The sequence below is a fragment of the Glaciimonas sp. Gout2 genome (genome assembly GCF_035018905.1).
Classification (GTDB): domain Bacteria; phylum Pseudomonadota; class Gammaproteobacteria; order Burkholderiales; family Burkholderiaceae_D; genus Glaciimonas.
Genome location: NZ_JASJXA010000038.1, coordinates 14,547 through 36,636, shown reverse-complemented (window position 1 = coordinate 36,636; position 22,090 = coordinate 14,547). Strand labels below are relative to the sequence as shown.

Here is a 22,090-nt window from a genome sequence, read left to right as displayed (position 1 = left end):
GTGCAAGCTGGCGTGTACGATGCATTCGCTGAAAAACTGGTAGCGGCAGTTGCCAAGTTGAAAGTCGGGGACGGTCAGCAAGAGGGCGTGACCCAAGGGCCGTTGATTGATCAAAAAGCAGTTGAAAAAGTCGAGCAGCACATTGCGGATGCCTTGAGCAAGGGCGCGCGCATCCTTGCGGGTGGCAAGCGTCATTCGTTGGGCCATAGTTTTTTTGAGCCAACTATTTTGGCCGATGTTACTTCCGATATGGTGGTGGCGCGCGAAGAAACGTTTGGCCCGATGGCACCCTTGTTTCGCTTTACCACTGACGACGAAGTGGTGGCGATGGCCAACGATACCGAATTCGGATTGGCCAGTTATTTTTATTCACGCGATATCGGCCGTATCTGGCGGGTGGCGGAAGCGCTTGAGAGTGGCATAGTCGGTATCAATACTGGTCTGATTTCTACCGAAGTCGCGCCATTTGGTGGCGTCAAGCAATCCGGTCTGGGCCGCGAAGGTTCGAAATACGGTATCGAAGACTATCAGGTCATCAAGTATTTGTGCATGGGCGGAATTTGATTCGTTGAAATACGTATCCTAATAATCCGGAAAAAATCGACCGATTGAACTGACTGATAACGGGCGTTCCGCGGCTTTAGTCGTGTTAATCCATGCACGGCTAAAATGGCTCCGGTATTGTCTGTTCATTCGTCCCGCAATATTCAATGATCCAGGCACGGAACGGTGCGACTTTTTCCTGGTTCGCGACGCTTTCGAGATAGACAAAATAACAACTCTAGCTCGGCATGCTGCAACGGCCGATTCAATGGCTGTATCGTAAAAACCGCGTCCTGTTGGGGTTGATACAGACCGCATTTCCCTTGGCGGTTCTGCCGACGGCGAGCGCCTTAAAAGTAGCTTCCAGTGCGTATGAAGAAGCCGCGGCCACGCTAGGTGCTACGCGCTGGTAATTATGCGTCACATACTTTTTCCGATGGCAATGGCGGGGATTCTATCCTGCGCCTTGTTGTTGTTCGCCCATAGCGCCAGCGCGTTTGCGATGCCATTGTTGCTTAGCGGTCGTCGCGTTATGGGGATTTACTTAACACCCTACAAGCGCCATATCTTATACAAATTCACAGCAACGTCGCGGTCCCCTTGACATCGGACAACAAACTATCTATCCTAATAAGAAGGTAAGCTTCGTAGATTAACTTTGTAGTTAAGCTTTGTAGTTTGCCGTTGTAATCCGTAGTTGTAAGCTTAGAGATTGAGGATGGAAGTTTTTTTATCGTTTATCGAAATGAGTCTATGAACCAACACGAACAACAAGCCCATGATGATGAGGCGGCGCGCACGTTGATGCTTGCCGGTGAGATTCGGGTGTTAATGGGTAAACTAAAGCGGCGCTTGCGCGAAGAGGTGTATCCGGGGGATTTCACGGCATCGCAAATGTCGGTTCTGAGTCGCTTGGAGCGCGAGGGACCAGCAACGGTGACAGCGCTCGCCTTGGCGGAAGGTATGCGGCCGCAATCCATCGGTGCAACCGTCGCCGTATTGACCGCAGCCGGGATGGTGAGTGGGGCGCCGGATCCAGCAGACGGGCGACAAACGATCTTGTCGCTCACGACGGCGTGTCGAGAATGGGTCAGCGCGGCACGGTCGGCGCGGGAGGATTGGCTGTTCCGTAGCATCAACACCAAATTGTCGGCGGAAGAACAAGCAACACTTGCTGTCAGTATCAAGCTGCTTAGTCGCCTGGTTGATGCATAACCTGTGCTTCTCTCTGTATTAATTAAATTGAGAAACGAGAGTGCCGGTGGCTTTGCGCGAAGGTGCTGAGTCGAACTGCGTCCGTTGGTTTTCGACTTTCACGAAGTAGGGAAGTCTTATTTTGTAATCATTTTGTAATCAATGTGTGTTGTGCGCCGAGCGTCGTGCGCCGGTTACCATTTAATCATCTTGAAGTTCACATCAAAAAAGGAAAACATATCATGACAGTCACTACACTTGATCCTCAGACCGCACTTATCGTTGTCGACTTGCAGAACGGCATGGCCGCTCTGTCGGCCGTCCCTCCTATGAGCGAAGTAATACAGCGCGCCGCGATGTTGGCTGATGCCTTTCGCCGCCATGGTTTGCCCATCGTATTGGTCAACGTAGCGGGTGGTGCGCCGGGGCGAACAGAACAAGCGCGTCATATGGGGACGCCGCCTGCGGGATGGATTGATATTGTCCCGGAGCTGAAACAGCAGCCGGATGATGCCGTGGTGACGAAGCATACTTGGGGCGCATTCACCAACACCGACCTTGCTGCGTATCTGAAAGACCGTGCTGTGACACAGGTGGTGATCGTCGGCGTGGCGACCAGCATCGGTGTTGAGTCGACCGCACGTCAGGCGCACGAGCTTGGGTTCAATGTCACGCTGGCTATCGACGCCATGACTGACCGGAGCTCCGAAGCGCACGCCAATAGCATCACGCTGATTTTTCCACGGTTGGGCGAGACCGGTTCAGTGCGAGAGATCATCGAATTGCTCGATAAGGATCACGAATGAGTATGTTTACGGTGCAGGTTGCAAAGCTTGCGATAGTGGTACGGTGATGGGTACTTTCCGGTCATTAAATAATGTCAATTATCGGCTTTGGGTGGGTGGTGCCCTTGTGTCTAATGTCGGCACCTGGATGCAGCGCACCACGGAGGATTGGTTAGTGCTGACCCATTTGACGCATAAGAATGCGACAGCCCTTGGGATTGTGACGGCGTTGCAGTTTGGACCGCAGCTGCTTTTGTTGCCCTTGACGGGTTTCGTTGCTGACCATTTCGACAGGCGAAGACTGTTGATCGCCACGCAGGCAATGATGGGGGTGTTGGCGCTCGCGTTGGGGTTGCTGACACTTTTCGGGCTGATTCAGTTGTGGCACGTGTATTTGTTGGGATTTTTGCTTGGCTGTGTCACTGCGTTTGATGCTCCGATACGCCAGACGTTTGTGTCGGAACTGGTTGGAGAAGCCGATCTTGCGAACGCGGCGGCGTTGAACTCGACGTCGTTCAATGCGGCACGGATGATCGGACCAGCCCTTGCCGGTCTGTTGATTGCGGCGGTTGGTTCGGGATGGGTTTTTCTCATTAATGCGGTCTCTTTTGTTGCGGTACTTTGCTCGCTTACATTCCTCCGCGTGAGTGACTTGCATCGGTCCAAAAGAGCGCCGCGGACGCCCGGTGGATTAGTCGAGGGATTTCACTATGTATGGCGGCGTCCCGATTTGAAAGCGGTGCTTCTCATGCTGTTTTTGATTGGTACTTTTGGACTTAACTTTCCAATTTTTATCTCGACCATGTCAGTGACAGTCTTCCATGCCGGATCGGGGCAATATGGTTTGCTGACGTCGACGATGGCGATCGGTTCTGTGGCGGGCGCGTTGTTGGCGGCCAGAAGGGCGCAACCGCATATCGGGCTGCTGCTCATTGGCGCTGTGGTCTTTGGGATTGGTTGCACGTTAGCGGCGATCATGCCTAACTATGTGTTTTTTGGCCTTGCGCTGATTATCATCGGCGTGTCGACGCAGACTTTCACCACGTCTACCAATAGTTTGGTGCAACTATCCACCGAGCCTGCGATGCGTGGGCGAGTGGTGGCTATAATGCTGGCGGTGGCGTTGGGCGGCGCACCGCTTGGTGCGCCAGTGGTGGGTTGGGTAGCAGACCGATTCGGCCCGCGTTGGGCGCTTGGTGTCGGCGCGGCTTCTGGCTTTGCGGCTGCAATGGTTGGGATCTATTATTTGAGAAAGTACCGACACCTGCGTGTGTCGTTTCGCGCTGGACGGTTTCGCTTTAGCGTAGACGAGCTTATAGCATGGCGTGATCCAGTTCCATCGAAACAACATGCCGACGCATCAACTTAAGCTAACGCGTCGGCGTGTATCAATTTATGATTTTGCGCGGTCCAGCAAACCTTGCGTGCGAATGAAGGCGACGACTTTTTCTACGCCATCGCCGCTGCGCAAATTGGTGAAGAGAAAAGGGCGGTCGCCGCGCATGCGTTTGGCGTCATGCGCCATGACATCAAGGTTGGCACCGACGTAAGGTGCGAGATCGGTTTTGTTGATGATGAGAAGATCCGAGCGCGTAATGCCGGGACCGCCTTTGCGTGGGATTTTTTCGCCACCGGCGACGTCGATGACATAGATCGTGAGGTCGGACAATTCAGGACTAAAAGTGGCGGCTAAATTGTCACCGCCGGATTCCAGCAAAATCAGATCAAGGTCAGGAAAGTCGGCGCTCATGCGGGCAATCGCTTCCAGATTGATCGAGGCGTCTTCGCGAATGGCTGTGTGCGGGCAGCCGCCGGTTTCCACGCCCATCAGGCGTTCGGCTGGCAATGCATCGGCGCGCAAGAGGATTTCCATGTCTTCTTTGGTGTAGATGTCATTGGTGATGACCGCCATTTCATAGTCGTCACGCATACTTTTGCATAACATCTCGCACAGTGCCGTTTTGCCGGAACCGACGGGGCCACCAATGCCGACGCGTAATGGGTTTGGGGTGGCAATAGTATTGGTACTGGTCGTGTTGCTCATAATAGAAATCTCTTACAAAAAATGGTTGAATTCGGTATCGCTTGCTGACGCCTAAAACGGGGCATTATTATGCACAACTCAGGATCGATAAAGTCGGCTGTATTGCTCTTCATGTTGCATCGACAGGAGCGATAATCCTGGTGACCAATTGGATAAGTCGTCGTCCGCCAATTGTTGCGCAAGCTCGGCGGCACGTTGTAGTTCTGGCTGTAAGGATAGTAATAAACGCTGTCCCGAAACCTGCCCCAAAGGTACGGATTTAACACAGACCAAGACCTGATTTTCGGCCCATGTAAACAGCATTCCCAGCAGTGTGGCTTCGTGCGGTATGTTGAGTGCCACAGCGGCAAAGGCGAATGCGGTCGGTAATGGCAATTCAGGTTCTGCCTGCAATAGGGCGATCAACGTGGCATCACCAATGTGCAGATCAATCACCAGCTTGCCTAAAGAGTAGCCCATTTGAATGGTCTCAGCGCGGAACTCGGCGGTGTCACGTGCGGCAATAAAACGTTCGGTCCAGACACGCACCGCATCAGCATCACGCAGTTCAAAAGCCTGTAACAAGCGCCATAAAATCGGTGCTTCAAAATAGGCCACAACGTGATGTAGATGATCAATGATCCAGTCCCGCGCGGAGGCCTGATCTTTTACCAGCCCGCGTTCTATCGCCGATTCCAGACCTTGCGAATAACTATAGGCACCAATCGGCAGCGATGGGCTGGATAGTTGCAGCAAGTGGAGCAGAGCGGTCGCTTGCATGGTGGCGATCCGTTTAGGTTGTGGTTTCTGGCTTGTCGCCGGGCCGATGAATTTTTTGGCGCAGCGGGACGGGTGCCAATAAGCCATCATTGTGGTGATGTCCACCGCCATACGCACCGGATTCTGGTTCAAATGCGGCTAGCTGCTCAATCACATTTGCGCCGAGACCTTCCAGCATTTCTCGCAGTACGGCATCTTTGCGAATGCGTAGAAAGCCATCTCCGACTTGCGCCTGGGTGTGGCGATTACCAAGATGGAATGCGCAACGTAATAGTGCGAATGGCGTCGCGCATTCAACGCGATACGTGGCCTCGTCAGCGGCGATTATTTTTATCACCGATTGCGTACCGTCGTCGTCTTCGCCAGCGATCAGATCGCCATGGCGCAGGACTGTGCCGCGGACGGTAAAGACGCCAACTTCCTGCCCGGAAGTAAGTGCGGCGCGCAGACGGCTTTTTTCACGCAGGTCGTAGGGCAATACCAGTTCGCCATCAATGCGGTCGGCATGGTCGATTTTTGTATTAAGAGTTAGCATAAATGTTTGAAACAATCAGAATAAAAAGTAACGTTGCGCCATCGGTAAGATGATTGCCGGTTCGCAGACTAATAGTTCGCCATCGGCGCGCACTTCGTAGGTTTCCGGGTCGACTTCCATATGCGGCGTGGCGCTGTTGTGGATCATGTGATGCTTGCGTAAGTGACGCATATTTTTTACTGCGACCACCGGTTTGTTCAGTTTCAGCAAGTCGCCGATCCCATCGTCATACGCAGCTTGCGAAACGAAGGTTAATGAAGTTTTGAGGCCGCCGCCATACGCACCAAACATCATCCGATAGTGGACCGGTTGGGGCGTAGGAATGGAAGCATTTGGATCGCCCATTTGTGCTGCCGCAATCATGCCACTTTTTAGTATCATGGATGGCTTGACGCCGAAGAAGGCTGGTTTCCACAGGACTAAATCAGCGATCTTGCCGACTTCAATGGAGCCGACTACATGAGAAATGCCGTGCGTTATGGCCGGATTAATCGTGTACTTGGCGATGTAGCGTTTGGCGCGGAAGTTGTCGTTGCGACTGCTGTCTTCCGGCAACGAACCGCGTTGGGTTTTCATCTTGTGGGCGGTTTGCCAGGTGCGCATGATAACTTCGCCAACGCGGCCCATTGCTTGCGAGTCGGACGACATCATACTGATGGCACCGATGTCGTGGAGGATGTCTTCTGCGGCAATGGTTTCGCGCCGAATTCGGGATTCTGCAAAGGCGACGTCTTCTGCAATCGACGCGTCAAGATGATGGCAGACCATCAGCATATCCAGATGTTCGTCCAACGTATTGACGGTGTAAGGACGGGTCGGATTGGTGGAGGACGGTAACACATTGCCTTGACCGACTGCGGCGATAATATCCGGCGCATGGCCACCGCCCGCACCTTCTGTATGGAAGGTATGGATGGTGCGGTCTTTAAACGCCGCCAGTGTGTGCTCCAGAAAGCCGCCTTCGTTTAAGGTGTCGCTGTGGATCGCAACCTGCACGTCCATGCGGTCTGCGACGTTCAGGCAGTTGTCGATGGCCGCTGGGGTGGAACCCCAATCCTCGTGCAGCTTCAGGCCGATTGCACCAGCGCGCACTTGTTCTTCTAATGGCGTTGGCAGGCTGACGTTGCCTTTGCCTAGAAATCCCAGATTCATAGGGAATGCGTCTGCCGCCGACAACATCGCGTGCAGATGCCATGGTCCTGGCGTGCAGGTTGTCGCTGCCGTGCCAACGGCTGGCCCGGTGCCGCCGCCTAGCATGGTGGTGACGCCGCTCATCAAGGCTTCTTCAATTTGTTGCGGACAGATGAAATGAATATGTGAGTCGATGCCGCCAGCGGTGACGATCATGCCTTCGCCAGCAATGATTTCGGTTGCTGCGCCAATTGCCATGGTGACGTCGGGTTGGATATCGGGATTGCCCGCTTTGCCGATGGCGGCGATCCGGCCACTTTTTAGGCCGATATCGGCTTTGACGATGCCCCAATGGTCGAGAATGACGGCATTGGTGATGACGGTATCCATGACGTCGCGGTGATTGCGTTGCGACTGGCCCATGCCGTCGCGGATGACTTTGCCACCGCCGAATTTAACTTCTTCGCCGTAGGTTGCGTAATCCTTTTCAATCTCAATGAACAAGGCTGTGTCTGCCAGGCGGATACGGTCGCCGGTGGTCGGACCAAACATTTCGGCGTAGGCCTGACGTGAAATTTTGCTCATTGGGCTTCCTTGTGATTCTTTGGTTTTTCTTCTTCTTTTTGGTCCGATTTGTGGTCCAGTGCGCCCATGATTTTTCCATTGAAACCGTAGACCTTGCGTTCACCCGCCAGCGCGACCAGTTCAACGGTCCGCTTCTGGCCCGGTTCAAAACGCACGGCAGTACCGGCGGCGATATTGAGGCGCATGCCATAGGCAACGTCCCGCTCGAAAATCAGCGCTGGATTGGTTTCAAAAAAATGAAAATGCGAACCGATCTGAATCGGCCGGTCACCGCTGTTGGCGACTGTGACAGTGGTAGTTTTGCGGCCGACATTGAGTTCGATGTCGCCGTCTTCGATCAGCATTTCGCCGGGGATCATGGTGATTTCCAGTGTCTAAAATGAGGGAACAAAATAGGGTAAGTGAGCAAACAGTAACGCTGAAATCACGGAATCGGGTGATGCACCGTCACCAGCTTGGTACCGTCCGGAAAAGTGGCTTCCACCTGGATGTCGTGGATCATCTCGGCGATACCGTCCATCACGTCCGCCCGACTGAGAATTTTAGTGCCTTCCGACATCAGCTCAGCGACCGTTCTGCCATCGCGTGCACCTTCCATGATCGCGGCAGTAATCAAGGCAATTGATTCTGGATAATTCAGTTTCAATCCACGGGCTTTGCGTCGTTCCGCCAATAACGCGGCGGTGAAGATCAATAGTTTGTCTTTTTCGCGGGGAGTCAGTTCCATTTGGCTCTTTCCTTCTTTATCTTGTTACGTTTTTTGTCTGATTGAAACGCCATATTCAGGTATTCCAGATACGGGGAATCACGGCTTCTCGTCCTAATAACTCTGGCCTGATCTGTTGCCACGCCTGCGTCATCCATTGTCTGGCAAGTTCGCTGGAATGACCAAGAAATCGTAGCACCATGACTGATTTCATTTGCGTTGCACCGATCATCGCCTGACCGTCGACCAACTGGTTGCTGGCCTCGCGCAGGTCATTGATGACCTTGGCTGGTAATGCTTTCCCCACGGCGATCAGCGTGGCGCAGACGGTATAGTTGGCTAGCCCCAAAGGGCTGCGCATAGCTGCCGTGCCTCCGCTTAATGTGCCTTGCTCGAACCAGATCAGTTTGCCTCCGCGACGAATACTGGTGCGCTGCATTATTTTGCCATCATCAAATGACTCGCCTGATGCGGTACGCCCGAAGCATAGTATTTCGCTGCCGATGTAGTTGGCATCGGCGGCGAGCGTAACCTGATGATCTAGTTTGACAGCGGCGTGGTTAAAGAAGATGGCTTCTTGCGGCAGCCATTCAAGCGTCGCACCCTCATCGACGGTGAGATTTACTTGCTGCTGCGACACGTTGTCGTTGGCTTTGTACCATTTCGCTGCGCCGGGTGTGGTGATGAGCGCGTGCGCGTGGTCACCGACTGTGGCTGAGACTGTCAATTGATCGCCGCCAACGACGCCACCGGGTGGATGGATAATGATCGCGTGGCAGACTGAAGGGTGTTCTGGGTAAAGCGTTTTTTGTACCCGCAACGGTCCAAAATGGCTGCGTTCGACGAGGCGCGTTGTGCCTTGATCGTTGGCAAATCCCAGCGTTAGCCGGGCCTGCCATGGAGCGGGTTTATTGGTTTGCAGATATAACGCTGAATCCGGAAATTCGCGCTGCCCGGCTGCGGTTACGAGCGCCGCGGATACGGTTGGGCCGAGCGTTTTGGTCGGTATGGGAAGGTCTGGGGTATCAACAAATTTCATTTTCGAGACTATACCGCCAAGTGTCTTTTAACGCTCGGATCATCCATTTGTGCCTGTGTTCCGGATGCAACAACCTCTCCACGCGACATGACGATAAAGTTATCAGCCAGCTCCTGGGCAAAGTCGAAATATTGTTCGCATAGCAGAATACCGATGTCGCCCCTTTGGCGTAAAAGCCGGATCACGCGACCAATGTCCTTAATGATTGACGGTTGAATGCCTTCGGTCGGCTCATCAAGGATGATCAGTTTTGGTTCGGCCAGCAAAGCGCGGGCGATGGCAAGTTGCTGTTGTTGGCCGCCGGACAGATCGCCGCCGCGCCGTTGCAGCATTTCTTTTAATACCGGAAAAAGTTCGTAGACTTCACCTTTGATCAGCGAGGCTTTCTTGCCGGATTTGGTCGCCATGCCCATCAATAGATTTTCTTCAACCGTCAGCCGTGCAAAAATCTCGCGACCTTGCGGGACATAAGCAATACCAAGGGCGGCGCGTTGATGCGGTTTTAACTTGGTAATGTCGCGGCCTTCCAGCGTCACTTTGCCGGTTGCAACTGGCAATACGCCCATCAGACATTTCAGCAAGGTTGTTTTGCCGACGCCATTGCGTCCCAGCAGACTCAGGCATTTGCCTTTTTCCACGTTTAATGACACGCCCCGCAAAGTATGGGAGGAACCGTAGTATTGGTTCAGAAGATCGACGTTTAACATATGCAATTTTCCTGATGATCTTTTTCGGACTTACGTAGAACCGCACCGAGCGGTAATTTGCGCAATCCAGTTTTGAATGGTCGCCGCCATTTTTATATTGTCTGGCGTCAACGATGCCACTTTGAGTGATATTAACGTCCCAAATAAACTTCGATGACGCGCTCATCAGCCTGGACTTCGGACATCTTGCCTTCGGCAAGGACTGATCCCTCGTGCAGGACGGTAACTTTGTCTTGTTGGGCAATTTCGGTGACAAAGCCCATGTCATGCTCAACCACGACAATCGAATGTTTGCCGCGCAGTTCATTGAGTAGTTCAGCGGTGCGCGCAGTTTCGGCGTCCGACATGCCGGCGACCGGTTCATCCAGCAATATTAATTGCGGTTCTTGCATTAACAGCATGCCGATTTCGAGCCATTGTTTTTGACCGTGGGAAAGCAAACCTGCTAATCTGCTTTCCTGACCGTTGAGACGGATCAGTCTTAGAATTTCATCGATCTTTCCCAATTGCTCCGATGTTAATTTTGCGAACAGCGTGATTCGGACGCGCTTGTCCATTTTCATCGCCAGTTCCAAATTCTCAAACACGGTATGTTGCTCAAATACCGTCGGGCGCTGAAATTTGCGACCAATGCCTAAGTGGGCAATCTCATATTCGGTGAGTTGCGTCAGGTCGATGGTCTGGCCAAAAAAAGCTGTACCAGAACTGGGCCGGGTTTTCCCGGTAATCACGTCCATCATCGTGGTTTTGCCAGCGCCGTTAGGGCCGATGATGCAGCGTAATTCGCCGACCGAAATATCCAGATTTAGATTATTCAACGCCTTGAAACCATCGAACGAAACGGTAATATTTTCTAAATACAGAATCGCGCCGTGGCTGGTGTCAAGGCCCTCGGGTTTGAGCCGAGCGTATGATGTGCCATGGTCGGAGTGTCGGCTGTTGTCGACAGTGCCAGTGGGCAATTTTGGATTAAAGAGCTCGGTCATGCAGACTCCTTAGAGGCACTGAATTTTTGTTTTAATTTGACTGCGACGCCAACCATTCCCTGTGGCATAAAGACGGTGACCAGAATGAAGATGAGGCCGAGTACATATAACCAGAGTTCGGGAAATGCGCCCGTGAGCCAGCTCTTCAAACCGTTGACGGTGAAGGCACCGATGATCGGACCGATCAACGATCCACGACCGCCGACCGCTGCCCAGATTACCATTTCGATTGAGTTGGCGGGCGACATTTCGGATGGGTTAATGATGCCGACTTGTGGGACATAGAGCGCACCGGCAATGCCGCATAACACTGCTGAAAGCGTCCAGACAAATAACTTGAACCATAGCGGGTTATAGCCGATGAACATCAGACGTGATTCGGAATCACGGACGGCTTGTAACACGCGTCCGAGGCGGGAGTTGACGATCCAGCGGCACAACACCAATGTGCTTAACAAAAACGCAAAGGTAATCAAAAAGAGCACGGCCTTGGTAGATGGCGCGGTAATCGAATAACCCAGAATCCGTTTGAAGTCGGTGAAGCCATTGTTACCGCCGAAGCCGGTATTATTGCGGAAGAACAGCAACATAAAGGCAAAGGTCATCGCTTGCGTAATGATTGAAAAATAGACGCCTTTGATCCGCGAGCGGAACGCAAAATAGCCGAATACAAACGCTAATACGCCCGGCACCAACACGACCAACGCCATGCAGTACCAGAAGTTGTCAGTCATCGACCAGAACCATGGATAGGTTTTCCAATCCAGAAACACCATAAAATCAGGCAAGTTGCTTTGATAGACGCCGTCGCGGCCAATCGCCCGCATAAGGTACATGCCGTGCGCGTAACCGCCTAGCGCAAAAAATACGCCGTGACCGAGGGATAAAATACCGGCGTAACCCCACACCAGATCCAGCGCCAACGCCGCCATGGCGTAGCACATGAATTTGGCGATAAGGGCGACGGTGTAACTTGAAATATGCAGCGGGTGTCCGTCAGGAAAACTCAGGTTGAGTATCGGGAGCAGGCACAGAATCACGCCGCAAATCCCAATGCCGATCCATGCTGGTCGCGAGAACAGTGATGTTTTTGCAGGCATGACCGGGAATGAGGTTTGCGGTTGCGCCTCAACTTTGGTTATAGAGTCGCCAGACGCCAACGGGGGCGGAATAATGGTAGAGCTTTTCATTCGACACTCCTGCCTTTCAGTGCAAATAAGCCCTGTGGACGTTTTTGAATGAATACAATAATGAATACCAGAATCGCGATTTTGGCCAGCACTGCGCCCGCGACCGGTTCAAGAAATTTATTTACTTCACCCAGACCGATGGCGGCAATCACCGTTCCAGCCAGTTGACCCACGCCGCCGAGGACCACGACCATGAATGAATCGACGATATAACTTTGACCCAGATCTGGACCAACGTTGCCGAGTTGGGAAAGCGCAACGCCGCCCAGCCCAGCGATGCCGCAGCCGAGGCCGAAGGTCATCATGTCGATCTTGTCGGTAGCGACCCCGACGCACGCCGCCATACGACGATTTTGCATGACTGCGCGAACAAATAAGCCAAGGCGGGTTTTGTTCAAAATCAGCCAGACTGCAAATACGACAAACAAGGCGAAAAAGATAATGACAATGCGGTTGTATGACAGAACCAGCGAGCCGAGCACAGTGACACCGCCCGACATCCAGGATGGATTGGCGACCTCGACGTTTTGAGCGCCAAAAATTGTGCGTACGGTTTGCATCAACATCAAGCTAATTCCCCAGGTGCAGAGAAGTGTTTCGAGTGGCCGACCATATAACCAGCGCAGGACCAACCGCTCTAGCGCAATGCCGACGGCAGCAGTGACGATGAATGCGGCTGGCAAGGCCACTAACAAGTATCCATCCAGCGCACCTGGCAGAAACTTGCGAAATAACATCTGAATGACGTAGGTGGTGTAAGCGCCGATCATCAACATTTCGCCGTGCGCCATGTTGATGATGCCCATTAGCCCAAAGGTAATGGCGAGACCCAGCGCGGCTAGCAATAGGACACTGCCGAGAGAGATGCCGTAAAACACTTTTCCGATGAACTCAGTGGTTGCCAACTGGCGATCCAATGCGCCCAGGGTGCGAACCGTTTCAATTCGGATGGATTCATCTGGCTCGATAAAACTGCCATCGGGATTTTTATCCAATAGTCTTTGCAGTGCTGGTTTGATGCTGGCGTTGGTGCTGGTGGCAAGGGTTTTAATTGCCGCTTTGCGCAATGCGGGATCAGTCGCATGCAAGTTGGCGGTGGCGATGACCTGTTGCAAAGTGGCCTGAATGTCAGGATCGCTTTCTTTTTGTAGGGCTTTGTTGATGAGCGGAATCTGGGCCGGATTGGCGTCTTTCAACAAATCGATTGCTGCTGCCATGCGCCGTTTGCTATCTGGAGAGAATAGCTTCAATCCCGATAGCGCACCTTCGACAGCGCCGCGTAGTCGGTTGTTGACACTGATACCTTCTGCATCATCTGGTGTTGCGCCGGATTGATCGGTCGCAGGATTAAACGCCGGGTTGTCAGTCTTCGTGTCGTCGATGATCAGTACATCACCGTTGGGTCGGGAATACAGCGCATCGGTATTAAGCGCATTGAGGATTTTTGCGGCATCTTCGTTAGCGAGTGCTGCAATCTTGTTGACAGCCTCGATACGGACATCCGGATCGTCGCCGGCTAATGATTTTAGGAGTGCTGGATCAACGGCGGCATGTGCTGCCATCGTTTGAATGCAGAGCCAGCCGATGATAAGCGTTTTTTTGAGCCGATTCATTGCATTCTTTTTTGAGTAAGGTAAAGCGTTGTCTGCGGTGACGGACTTGAAGCAAGCCGTCAGAAGCAGTTCATCTCAACAAGAAATGGTGTTGCTAGAGTTTGGTAATGCATCGATACTTTGCTGTATCCTCATTTCCTCATTCGCCGCGCTAAATCTTATGATCATGCGTGGTGAATGAGGCCGTTGACACTTATTGCAATGAGACGATTACAGCTTTTGCTTGCTCTCGTTACCCACGATGTATGGGCTCCAGGGTTGCGCGCGGATAGTGGTCTTGGTCTTGTTGACGACGTTGAACTGACCGTCAGCTTTGATTTCGGCGATCATTACTGGCTTGTGCAGATGGTGATTGGTGGCGTCCATTTCCAATACATAGCCTGACGGCGCATTGAATTTCTGACCGCCCATCGCGGCGATGACTTTATCGGTATCAGTCGATTTCGCTTTTTCTACTGCTTGTTTCCACATGTAGATGCCGACATAGGTCGCTTCCATTGGATCGTTCGTCACGACAGTGCTGGCGTTAGGTAGTTTTTGCGCAACTGCGTAGGCTTTCCATTTTTTAATGAATGCAGCATTGATAGGATTTTTGATCGACTCAAAATAATTCCATGCAGCCAGATGGCCAACCAATGGCTTGGTATCCACGCCGCGCAACTCTTCTTCACCGACTGAGAAAGCAACGACTGGAACGTCAGTAGCTTTCAAGCCCGCATTGCCCAGTTCTTTGTAGAAAGGAACATTGGAGTCGCCGTTGATGGTCGAGATAACGGCAGTCTTGCCGCCTGCTGCAAACTTCTTGATGTTAGCAACGATGGTTTGATAGTCGGAGTGACCGAACGGTGTATACACTTCGTCGATGTCAGTATCTTTGACACCTTTGCTATGCAGGAAGGCACGCAAAATTTTGTTGGTTGTGCGTGGATAGACATAGTCGGTTCCCAGCAGTACAAAGCGTTTAGCTCCGCCGCCTTCTTTTGACATCAGATATTCTGTCGCAGGAATAGCTTGCTGGTTTGGTGCAGCGCCGGTGTAGAAAACGTTTTTCTCTAATTCTTCACCTTCGTATTGGACCGGGTAGAACAACAGGCTGTTGGTTTCTTTGAAAACCGGAAGAACCGATTTACGTGACACTGATGTCCAGCAGCCAAATACTACTGAAACCTTGTCTTGTGAAATCAGTTGACGCGCTTTTTCAGCGAATAGCGGCCAGTTGGAAGCTGGATCGACGACGACCGGCTCCAATTGTTTGCCCATAACACCGCCGTGCGCATTGATTTCTGCGATGGTCATCAGCGCGACATCTTTCAAAGATGTCTCTGAAATTGCCATGGTGCCTGATAGGGAGTGCAGAATACCGACTTTGATGGTGTCGGCGGCAAACGCCGACGGCAGCCAAGATGCTGCGGCGAGTGCGAATGCCCCAAGTGCTGTAGCTTTTAAGACTGTGCGACGTGTCATGTAAATCCCCTTGTTATGTATGGATGAGAGGGCAATCACTATTTGTACTAGCCTCCCACCTGTATTAGCAGGATGCATGCCAATGGCATCACCCTTGGAAATTGCACTGGGGAATCAGTTTTATGACAATAGGGTTATAAGATAGACAGCATTCGAACCGTGGGCCGAAAGTGCGCGTCTTTTGAGTGCGTGTTAGTAAAAGCACAACCTGACTGCGCACTGAGTTAGTGCGGTCGGATTATTTTAGGGCGTGATATTGTTACCACTGCGGCCAGATTGGTGAGCGGAAAACGTGATGAAGTGCTTTGGCGCACGGACTAGCTCCAAAATCCTAACGTAAAAAAACCCGGTTCATAATTTGTGTCACCGGATAGGCGACCAGAGTTTGGAGTACGGGTGGCAGGTCGAGAGGGCGCATCATCATTTTAATAGTCATATCGGCGCGCAGATTGGTGCGCACGGTCGTATTCATCATTGCGCTAATTGTTTTTAAACGTAAGGAGTCGTTGGCGTGTTCTGGTTCGCGGAACTTGAAGACGTGCCGTAAAGCGCATGCACTATCTTCGGTTTTCATTTCAAATGTGCGTCGGCGCAAAGCACCGAAAATATGGCGGCGACTTAAGCCTTCCTTTTGGCGCAAACGGCGAAAATAGCGGAAGAAATGTTTGTAATGATTAACTTCGTCGTTTGCGATCAGCGTTGCTAAATCGCGCATGACAGGCTCATTGGTGCTGCGGGCTAATGCTTGATAGAAAGTGGCAGTGCCAGTTTCGACAACGCAACGGGCGACCATTTCAAGGGCTTTGCTAGGCTCAAGCAGTTCGACCTTGCAATAACGCGAATACTCTTCGAGAAAATCGTTATAGGCAAGTTGCCAGTTGAATTCTGGCCAGACGTGGGCAATGTACGCTTTTAAGGCATTGCCGTGCTGTAGTTCTTCTACTTCCCAATAGTGGGTTAACCAGTCGGCTATTTCTGGATCGTCACCGTAATAAGCAATTAAATTTTGCGTATATAAATCGGAACCGCTTTCTACAAATGAGGCGCAGGCGACGAGATAAAATAGATTTTCGTCCGAACGAACGGCTGGAATATCGATTGTCGAGAATGCCAGGTCGTCAATACGCCAATGCGGGGTTTGCTGATGCTCTGTGGTCGATTCGTCCTCGCTGTGCGTGCTGTGTGTTGTCATGATCGATCTCTCCAAACTAGTTGAGACTGCGGGTGGATAATGAAAACGCATAGATTCTTGCACCACTGCAAGTAGGACGAATAACAATGGATTTGGTTCACTTTCAATAACGTTATCACTCTTACACAGTACACCATCGACACGAGATGCGTAATTTTCGGTCGCATGCTAGGATATTTAGATAAATTTCCGACCAATTCAATGGAGGTAAAAAATGCTCTCAGCTGATAATCAAAATGAAAATATTGACTATCGTGGTTACACCATCGTGCCACTGCCGACGCAAGGCCACGATGATCTTTGGCACGATGGATACCAAATTCTTATTGCTGGCGCTCAGGTTACTAGTAGAAATAATACGGAAAGTGCACATTCGACCCGTGATACGGCGTTCGATAGCAGTGTCGATTTTGCTAAAATTGAGGTTGATAATTTGATTGCGTTGACGGAGTAAACTCAGATTTTAAAAGTTATCAGCGCCATTGATTGGCGTAATGGGGAGCTTGAACTGAGAGTTGTCCTTGAGAACTGTCGATAAAAATCTTACATCAGACGGAGAAGAGCATGCCTGAAGCAGCCTTTTTTGAATCGCAAGCGGGCAGTATTGGGCACCGCGCGCCAACACCCGTCCCGGCGGAAGAGCCACCATTGCCAGGACCGGGACCCGTCCCTAGCCCTGAAGAGGATCCGGTACCAGATCATAATCCGAGCAATTTCTAGATATTTGGCTTTAAAAGTATCTGGACCGGCATAGACAAATTGCGGAGCGCTGGTTTTGAGTCGGTTTAGCGCTCTACAGCGCAGAAGAGCCGCATAAAACTTAGTTAGTTTTATGCGCTTTACCCAATTTCTTCTCAAGACGGCTTTGAAGGCGCTCAAAGCAAATGCTTAAACACCAATACATCACCGCGGCTGCAAGATATAAGGGCAGTGGACGAAAGGTCACGGCGATGACTTCTTTAGTTGCCAGCATCAGTTCCGTGACGGTGATGACCGACACTAAGGACGTGTCCTTTATTAAACTGATGAGTGTATTGCTCATCGAAGGCACGGCAATCCTGATGGCCTGAGGAACGACGATATAGCGCAGTGTCTGCCAATATGTCAAACCGATGCTGTAACTGGCCGACCATTGACCTTTATCCACACCAATAATAGCGCCCCGAAGGCTTTCGGACAGATAGGCTGATGAATTGAGACTTAATGCAAGGATACCGGCAGTCAAGGGAGAAAAATTGATGCCAACGCTTGGCAGGCCATAATAAATCACAAAAATCTGCACCAGCAAGGGCGTGCCGCGTAGCAAGCTGATATAGACGGTGGCAGGCCATTGACACAGGCGCGACGGCAAAATGCGCGCAACCGCCAGCGGAAAACCGAGTAGAAGACCGCCTAGCATTGATGCCACCGCAAATATCAGGGTGTAGCCCACGCCTTTTATCAAGGTCGGCAGTGCAAGCTGCAACAATTCCAGTAATTCCATAATGTCTTTGTGAAAAAATATCCCCGCACGACAATTCGGGCGGGGATAGTTGCGCTGATAAGACGCTCATTTTAAAACAGCTAAGCCGTGAATGGTTTGTTAATGCATTGCATTAATGGCATCCATCTGATGCATCCTTAGATTATCGCCGAAAAAATCTCTTTGGCTTACAAATGATACGTCGCAAATGCTATCACTTTGCAGTCGGCGGTTTGCTGACATCGATACCGAACCATTTCATCGACACTTGTTTAAAACTGCCATCCTTCAGGATGTCTTCAATGGCTTTGTCAAGAGCAGCCTGAAATTTTGGGTTGCCTTTTTGGAACGGAATACCAATTTTATCGACTGCGCCAATTGGTGCACCGGCTTTTAACGGTAGCTTGGTATTTTTTAACAAATAGCCAACCAACAAGCTGTCATTCAAGGCTGCATCAATTCGACCGCTTGCCAGATCTGATAAATATTCTGGCGAGCCTGGATACGTTTTGACATCAATACCTGGGACACTTTTCGCTTTTTGTTCGAAGTTGGTGCCTTGTCCCAGACCAAGTTTTTTACCTTTTAAATCTTCCAGGCTAGTGAAGTTGCGTTTTTCATCTTTACGGACGATCAGCTGCGCACTGGAAATCGTGTACGGAATAGAAAAATCGAATGCTTTTTTGCGCTCATCGGTGATGCCAACCTGATTCAGAATCACGTCATATTTTCCTGCACCCAGGCCCGCCAGAATGCCACTCCATTCAGTCGTGGTGAACTCTGTTTTTACGCCGAGTTTGGCTGCGATCAAATTAGCCACGTCGACTTCAAAGCCGGTAAGTTGACCATTTTTAGGGTCTTTAAAGTTGAATGGAGGGTAATTGCCTTCCATTGCTACTTTGAGTGTTCCGCGTGCTTTGATCGTATCGAGAAGGTCGGCGGCAAAAGCGCTGACCGCTAAACTGGAGATAAGAACGGCAGCGGCGATTTTGGTCAGACTGGAAAGTTTTATTGAAGCCATTTTTAATCCTTCGGTCGGTGTGAATTGAGTGATATCGCTAAGCTAAAGGGATTAGCAAATTGCGGACTTGGGCCATCCGTGTGTATATGTTGATAAAAATTTTAACGACTATATTAAGCGCTCATCCTGACGAATGGGAAGTAATGGTTTGGTTGTTAGATAGTTGTTTAGTAAAAAGAAAAATCTTTTATGAATTTCTTTAGGGTTTTTGTCGCGCCAGATGCAACGTCAATCCTTCAAACTGTTGGTATAGCCCGGCAATTTCGGGGTTCCAATGCTGCACCGCGTCACGTTGTCGCTTGACGGTGTCCATGTCGCCACGCGCAATCGGGCCGGTAAGGGCGATTGCCGGGCCTAGCTTAAAGGCGTTAGTGGCGCTTTCAATGAGCAGTGGTTCGATTAAGCGTAGTGCAACGTCGGGCGCCAAACCCGCCTCTACATATGCTTGGCGGGCCACATCGATTAGCGTTACCAGATAGTTTGATGCAAATACAGCTGCTGCGTGATACAAAATTTTGTTTTCGCGTTTGATGGCGACGCAACATCCGCCTATGGCGTCGAACGCGGGAATCAGTCGGGCGAGCGCTATGCTGTCTCCTTCGCTGCCGCAGTAAGTGCCGGCGAAGTCTTCAACAACCGTTTGTGGATCGGCAAAGCTACGAATTGGATGAATACTGGCAACTGCTGCGCCTTGCTCGGCCGCAGAAATCAGTGTATCGGAACTTAACGCGCCGCTGCAATGGAAGACGACGCTGCGCGCAGAGAGCTTTCCACTAGCGGCAAGTGCTGCACAACAGGCGGCTATCTGATCGTCACCAGCAGCGATCAGGTAGACGTCTGCGTGGCGCAACTCGGCATAGGTGTTGACGGGAGTACCGCCGCCGATGAACGCGCAGGCTCGCTGTGCGCTGTCGGACGAGCGATTTAGTATGTCCAGTAACTGGAATGTCTGGTGCGCGCGCCAAAGCCGCGCAAGCGTTTTTCCCACTTTACCGCAACCAATGATGGAAAAGGTTGATACACGGGAAGCGTGACCAGCGTTTTGCTGGCCAGCTGCATCATCTTTGGCATCTTTAGCATCGGAGGAGTCAATACCGTCAATCGTCTTATCTGCAGTATTGCGCACCTTGGTTAGTTGCCCAGCTGTTCCAATGCTTCCTGCTGTTCTAGCCATTCAGCCTCCAGTTGTGCCAACTCTTTGGCGTAAAACGCCTGATCGGTCAGCAAAGTTGTGAGCTCTTTCTTCTTATCTTTATCGTACACTTCCGGATTGGCCAGATGCGTATCAACGGTTGCTTTTTGTGCGTTACGTTTTGCTAACTGCTCATCTAAACGTTTGATCTTTGATTCGATCGGCTTTTTCAACGACGCGAGTTTTTGACGCGCCTCTGCATCCTGACGTTTTTGTTCGCGGCGGTCTGCGCTGTCAACCTGCGGCGCTGCGGCGGGTGCGACTGCGCTGGTGATTTTTGCGGTTTCCTTGGTTTTAGGTAAGCCGGCATCTTTACCAACGTTTTTGGCAGCAAGCTTGGTTTTGAATAGCCAGTCTTTGTAGTCGTCCAGATCGCCGTCAAACGGTTCCACTTTGCCATCGGCAACGATAATGAATTGATCGGTCGTTGCGCGTAACAGATGACGATCATGCGATACCAGTACCAGCGTGCCTTCGAATTGCGCCAGCGCCATGGTCAACGCTTCGCGGGTTTCCAGGTCCAGATGGTTGGTCGGCTCATCCAGCAGCAGCAGGTTGGGGCGCTGCCAGACGATCAAGGCTAAGGCCAGACGGGCTTTTTCGCCACCGGAGAACGGTGCGATAGAACTGGTTACCATCGGGCCGTTGAAGTTAAAGCTACCCAAGAAATTGCGTAGTTCTTGTTCACGCGTCGTCGGCGCAATTTTTGCCAAATGCCATAACGGTGATTCGTCATGACGCAGCATTTCAACTTGATGCTGGGCAAAATAGCCAATCGACAAACCTTTACCGAACTGGGCGTCACCGTGCAGTGGTTTCAGTTCCTCTGCAATGGTTTTGATGAAGGTTGATTTACCCGCACCATTGACGCCCAGCAATCCAATTCGCTGACCAATTTGCAGTGAGAAGTTGATCCCGGCGATGATAACTTTTTCCGTGACATCATGGCTGGTTGCGCTTTCAATCCGATAACCGGCGCTGACATCTTCCATCGTCAATAACGGATTAGGCGCACTCAGTGGCTCACGAAACTCAAAAGAAAATTCAGCAGCGGCGCGCAGTGGTGCCAGCTCTTCCATTTTGGCGAGTGCTTTCATCCGGCTTTGCGCTTGACGGGCTTTGCTTGCCTGCGCCTTGAAGCGACTGATAAATGATTCAAGATGTGCGCGTTGACGGGTTTGCTTTTCAAGCGCACCAGCGGCCAGAATCATTTGCGCAGCACGTTGTCGTTCGAATGATGAATAGTTGCCGGTATAACGCTTCAATTTGCGTTCGTCGATATGCACGATGACATTGACGACGCCGTCAAGGAAGTCGCGATCATGCGAGATGATAATCAGTGTGCCAGTATAGCGTTTGAGCCAGTCTTCGAGCCAGATAATGGCATCAAGATCCAAATGGTTGGTCGGTTCATCAAGCAGCAACAAGTCGGACGGACACATCAGCGCTTGCGCCAGATTCAAACGCATACGCCAACCACCGGAAAAACTGGCGACGGGTTCTTGCATTTGTGCCATTGAGAAACCAAGGCCGGTCAATAATTGTTCACCACGTGAGCGCACCGTGTACGCATCGGCGTCGGCCAGCGCACTATACAAATCGCCGATCAACGTGCCATTGGCAGCGCTTTCCGGTTCACTTTCCAGAAAAGCCAATTCTTCTTCCAGACGACGCAGCGTGATGTCGCCATCAATGGCGTATTCCAACGCTGGACGGTCAAGGGCAGGGGTTTCCTGCGCGACGTATGCCATGCGCCATTTGGAGGGAAAGTCGATCTCGCCGGCATCGGCGTGAAGTTCGCCGCGTAATAGTCCGAACAGGCTTGATTTACCGGCGCCGTTAGCCCCGATCAGGCCGATTTTGTCACCCGGATTGAGGGTAATATCGACTTTGTCGAGCAGCGGCTTGATGCCGCGCATCATTGAAACTTGTAGGAAACGTA

General features: G+C 51.4%; 23 protein-coding genes and 1 pseudogene. 7 read left to right on the top strand and 17 right to left on the bottom strand.

The genetic code is table 11. The features are described from left to right. The 5 genes and pseudogenes from QN379_RS19325 to QN379_RS19305 form a co-directional block, all read left to right on the top strand. Positions 1-564: aldehyde dehydrogenase family protein (locus QN379_RS19325; protein ID WP_323507332.1), on the top strand; the 564-nt coding region annotated here is incomplete at its 5' end. 224 nt (positions 565-788) lie between these two features. Further along, a pseudogene (locus QN379_RS19320) lies at positions 789-1,075 on the top strand (ABC transporter permease subunit); the annotation flags it as partial. 221 nt (positions 1,076-1,296) lie between these two features. After that, positions 1,297-1,758 (top strand): MarR family winged helix-turn-helix transcriptional regulator, encoded by a 462-nt coding sequence (locus QN379_RS19315; RefSeq protein ID WP_322239690.1) that lies wholly within the window; start codon positions 1,297-1,299, stop codon positions 1,756-1,758. Between the two features lie 221 nt (positions 1,759-1,979). Next, positions 1,980-2,543 carry an isochorismatase family cysteine hydrolase gene (locus QN379_RS19310; RefSeq protein ID WP_322239688.1) on the top strand — a complete coding sequence of 188 codons (564 nt, stop codon included), beginning with the start codon at positions 1,980-1,982 and terminating at the stop codon, positions 2,541-2,543. A gap of 43 nt (positions 2,544-2,586) precedes the next feature. Next, positions 2,587-3,891 (top strand): MFS transporter, encoded by a 1,305-nt coding sequence (locus QN379_RS19305; protein ID WP_322239686.1) that lies wholly within the window; start codon positions 2,587-2,589, stop codon positions 3,889-3,891. Positions 3,892-3,915: 24 nt separating this feature from the next. On the opposite strand, the gene ureG is transcribed toward QN379_RS19305, so the two are convergent. From ureG to QN379_RS19240, 13 genes are all read right to left on the bottom strand, one after another. Further along, a complete protein-coding gene (gene ureG, locus QN379_RS19300) occupies positions 3,916-4,566 on the bottom strand; it encodes an urease accessory protein UreG (RefSeq protein ID WP_322239684.1) in 651 nt (216 codons plus the stop codon). A 78-nt stretch (positions 4,567-4,644) separates the two neighbouring features. Next, positions 4,645-5,325 carry an urease accessory protein UreF gene (locus QN379_RS19295; protein WP_322239682.1) on the bottom strand — a complete coding sequence of 227 codons (681 nt, stop codon included), beginning with the start codon at positions 5,323-5,325 and terminating at the stop codon, positions 4,645-4,647. 13 nt (positions 5,326-5,338) lie between these two features. Next, a complete protein-coding gene (gene ureE, locus QN379_RS19290) occupies positions 5,339-5,860 on the bottom strand; it encodes an urease accessory protein UreE (protein WP_322239680.1) in 522 nt (173 codons plus the stop codon). Positions 5,861-5,875: 15 nt separating this feature from the next. Next, positions 5,876-7,576 (bottom strand): urease subunit alpha, encoded by a 1,701-nt coding sequence (gene ureC / locus QN379_RS19285; protein WP_322239678.1) that lies wholly within the window; start codon positions 7,574-7,576, stop codon positions 5,876-5,878. Next, positions 7,573-7,935, bottom strand: a complete 363-nt coding sequence (locus QN379_RS19280) for an urease subunit beta (RefSeq protein WP_322239676.1) — start codon at positions 7,933-7,935, stop codon at positions 7,573-7,575. Before QN379_RS19280 ends, ureC begins: the two co-directional genes overlap by 4 nt. 65 nt (positions 7,936-8,000) lie before the next feature. Next, positions 8,001-8,303 carry an urease subunit gamma gene (locus QN379_RS19275; protein ID WP_205320292.1) on the bottom strand — a complete coding sequence of 101 codons (303 nt, stop codon included), beginning with the start codon at positions 8,301-8,303 and terminating at the stop codon, positions 8,001-8,003. A gap of 55 nt (positions 8,304-8,358) precedes the next feature. Further along, positions 8,359-9,321, bottom strand: coding sequence for an urease accessory protein UreD (locus QN379_RS19270; protein ID WP_323507331.1), 963 nt, complete (start codon positions 9,319-9,321; stop codon positions 8,359-8,361). 8 nt (positions 9,322-9,329) lie between these two features. Further along, positions 9,330-10,028: an urea ABC transporter ATP-binding subunit UrtE gene (urtE, locus tag QN379_RS19265; protein ID WP_322239670.1), complete on the bottom strand. Its 699-nt coding sequence runs from the start codon at positions 10,026-10,028 to the stop codon at positions 9,330-9,332. 131 nt (positions 10,029-10,159) lie between these two features. After that, positions 10,160-11,014 carry an urea ABC transporter ATP-binding protein UrtD gene (urtD, locus tag QN379_RS19260; RefSeq protein ID WP_322239668.1) on the bottom strand — a complete coding sequence of 285 codons (855 nt, stop codon included), beginning with the start codon at positions 11,012-11,014 and terminating at the stop codon, positions 10,160-10,162. Continuing rightward, positions 11,011-12,114, bottom strand: coding sequence for an urea ABC transporter permease subunit UrtC (gene urtC / locus QN379_RS19255; RefSeq protein WP_322240734.1), 1,104 nt, complete (start codon positions 12,112-12,114; stop codon positions 11,011-11,013). Before urtC ends, urtD begins: the two co-directional genes overlap by 4 nt. A gap of 86 nt (positions 12,115-12,200) precedes the next feature. Beyond that, positions 12,201-13,817, bottom strand: coding sequence for an urea ABC transporter permease subunit UrtB (urtB, locus tag QN379_RS19250; protein ID WP_322239666.1), 1,617 nt, complete (start codon positions 13,815-13,817; stop codon positions 12,201-12,203). Between the two features lie 210 nt (positions 13,818-14,027). Continuing rightward, positions 14,028-15,281 carry an urea ABC transporter substrate-binding protein gene (gene urtA, locus QN379_RS19245; protein ID WP_322239664.1) on the bottom strand — a complete coding sequence of 418 codons (1,254 nt, stop codon included), beginning with the start codon at positions 15,279-15,281 and terminating at the stop codon, positions 14,028-14,030. A gap of 331 nt (positions 15,282-15,612) precedes the next feature. After that, positions 15,613-16,473: a ferritin-like domain-containing protein gene (locus tag QN379_RS19240; RefSeq protein ID WP_322239663.1), complete on the bottom strand. Its 861-nt coding sequence runs from the start codon at positions 16,471-16,473 to the stop codon at positions 15,613-15,615. 214 nt (positions 16,474-16,687) lie between these two features. On the opposite strand from QN379_RS19240, the gene QN379_RS19235 reads away from it, so the two are divergent. Both QN379_RS19235 and QN379_RS19230 read left to right on the top strand, forming a co-directional pair. After that, the gene (locus tag QN379_RS19235; protein ID WP_322239661.1) at positions 16,688-16,927 is read left to right on the top strand and encodes a hypothetical protein; all 240 of its coding nucleotides are present in this window, start codon (positions 16,688-16,690) and stop codon (positions 16,925-16,927) included. A gap of 110 nt (positions 16,928-17,037) precedes the next feature. After that, a complete protein-coding gene (locus QN379_RS19230; RefSeq protein WP_322239659.1) occupies positions 17,038-17,193 on the top strand; it encodes a hypothetical protein in 156 nt (51 codons plus the stop codon). Between the two features lie 100 nt (positions 17,194-17,293). On the opposite strand, the gene QN379_RS19225 is transcribed toward QN379_RS19230, so the two are convergent. The 4 genes from QN379_RS19225 to QN379_RS19210 form a co-directional block, all read right to left on the bottom strand. Beyond that, positions 17,294-17,956: an amino acid ABC transporter permease gene (locus tag QN379_RS19225; RefSeq protein ID WP_322239657.1), complete on the bottom strand. Its 663-nt coding sequence runs from the start codon at positions 17,954-17,956 to the stop codon at positions 17,294-17,296. A gap of 193 nt (positions 17,957-18,149) precedes the next feature. After that, on the bottom strand, positions 18,150-18,947 hold the full coding sequence (locus QN379_RS19220; protein WP_322240732.1) for a cystine ABC transporter substrate-binding protein: 798 nt from the start codon (positions 18,945-18,947) through the stop codon (positions 18,150-18,152). A 208-nt stretch (positions 18,948-19,155) separates the two neighbouring features. Continuing rightward, entirely contained in the window at positions 19,156-20,130 is a 975-nt protein-coding gene (locus tag QN379_RS19215) for a Rossmann-like and DUF2520 domain-containing protein (protein ID WP_322239655.1), read from the bottom strand. After that, a complete protein-coding gene (locus QN379_RS19210) occupies positions 20,088-22,067 on the bottom strand; it encodes an ATP-binding cassette domain-containing protein (RefSeq protein ID WP_322240730.1) in 1,980 nt (659 codons plus the stop codon). Before QN379_RS19210 ends, QN379_RS19215 begins: the two co-directional genes overlap by 43 nt. Between the last annotated feature and the right edge of the window lie 23 nt (positions 22,068-22,090).

Bases quoted from the DNA above. Each gene is read 5' to 3' on its own strand.
- QN379_RS19315 (WP_322239690.1), top strand. From the start codon at position 1,297: ATGAACCAACACGAACAACAAGCCCATGATGATGAGGCGGCGCGCACG.
- QN379_RS19310 (WP_322239688.1), top strand. From the start codon at position 1,980: ATGACAGTCACTACACTTGATCCTCAGACCGCACTTATCGTTGTCGAC.
- ureG (WP_322239684.1), bottom strand. From the start codon at position 4,566: ATGAGCAACACGACCAGTACCAATACTATTGCCACCCCAAACCCATTA.
- QN379_RS19295 (WP_322239682.1), bottom strand. From the start codon at position 5,325: ATGCAAGCGACCGCTCTGCTCCACTTGCTGCAACTATCCAGCCCATCG.
- ureE (WP_322239680.1), bottom strand. From the start codon at position 5,860: ATGCTAACTCTTAATACAAAAATCGACCATGCCGACCGCATTGATGGC.
- ureC (WP_322239678.1), bottom strand. From the start codon at position 7,576: ATGAGCAAAATTTCACGTCAGGCCTACGCCGAAATGTTTGGTCCGACC.
- QN379_RS19280 (WP_322239676.1), bottom strand. From the start codon at position 7,935: ATGATCCCCGGCGAAATGCTGATCGAAGACGGCGACATCGAACTCAAT.
- QN379_RS19275 (WP_205320292.1), bottom strand. From the start codon at position 8,303: ATGGAACTGACTCCCCGCGAAAAAGACAAACTATTGATCTTCACCGCC.
- QN379_RS19270 (WP_323507331.1), bottom strand. From the start codon at position 9,321: ATGAAATTTGTTGATACCCCAGACCTTCCCATACCGACCAAAACGCTC.
- urtE (WP_322239670.1), bottom strand. From the start codon at position 10,028: ATGTTAAACGTCGATCTTCTGAACCAATACTACGGTTCCTCCCATACT.
- urtD (WP_322239668.1), bottom strand. From the start codon at position 11,014: ATGACCGAGCTCTTTAATCCAAAATTGCCCACTGGCACTGTCGACAAC.
- urtC (WP_322240734.1), bottom strand. From the start codon at position 12,114: ATGCCTGCAAAAACATCACTGTTCTCGCGACCAGCATGGATCGGCATT.
- urtB (WP_322239666.1), bottom strand. From the start codon at position 13,817: ATGAATCGGCTCAAAAAAACGCTTATCATCGGCTGGCTCTGCATTCAA.
- urtA (WP_322239664.1), bottom strand. From the start codon at position 15,281: ATGACACGTCGCACAGTCTTAAAAGCTACAGCACTTGGGGCATTCGCA.
- QN379_RS19240 (WP_322239663.1), bottom strand. From the start codon at position 16,473: ATGACAACACACAGCACGCACAGCGAGGACGAATCGACCACAGAGCAT.
- QN379_RS19235 (WP_322239661.1), top strand. From the start codon at position 16,688: ATGCTCTCAGCTGATAATCAAAATGAAAATATTGACTATCGTGGTTAC.
- QN379_RS19230 (WP_322239659.1), top strand. From the start codon at position 17,038: ATGCCTGAAGCAGCCTTTTTTGAATCGCAAGCGGGCAGTATTGGGCAC.
- QN379_RS19225 (WP_322239657.1), bottom strand. From the start codon at position 17,956: ATGGAATTACTGGAATTGTTGCAGCTTGCACTGCCGACCTTGATAAAA.
- QN379_RS19215 (WP_322239655.1), bottom strand. From the start codon at position 20,130: ATGGCTAGAACAGCAGGAAGCATTGGAACAGCTGGGCAACTAACCAAG.
- QN379_RS19210 (WP_322240730.1), bottom strand. From the start codon at position 22,067: ATGCGCGGCATCAAGCCGCTGCTCGACAAAGTCGATATTACCCTCAAT.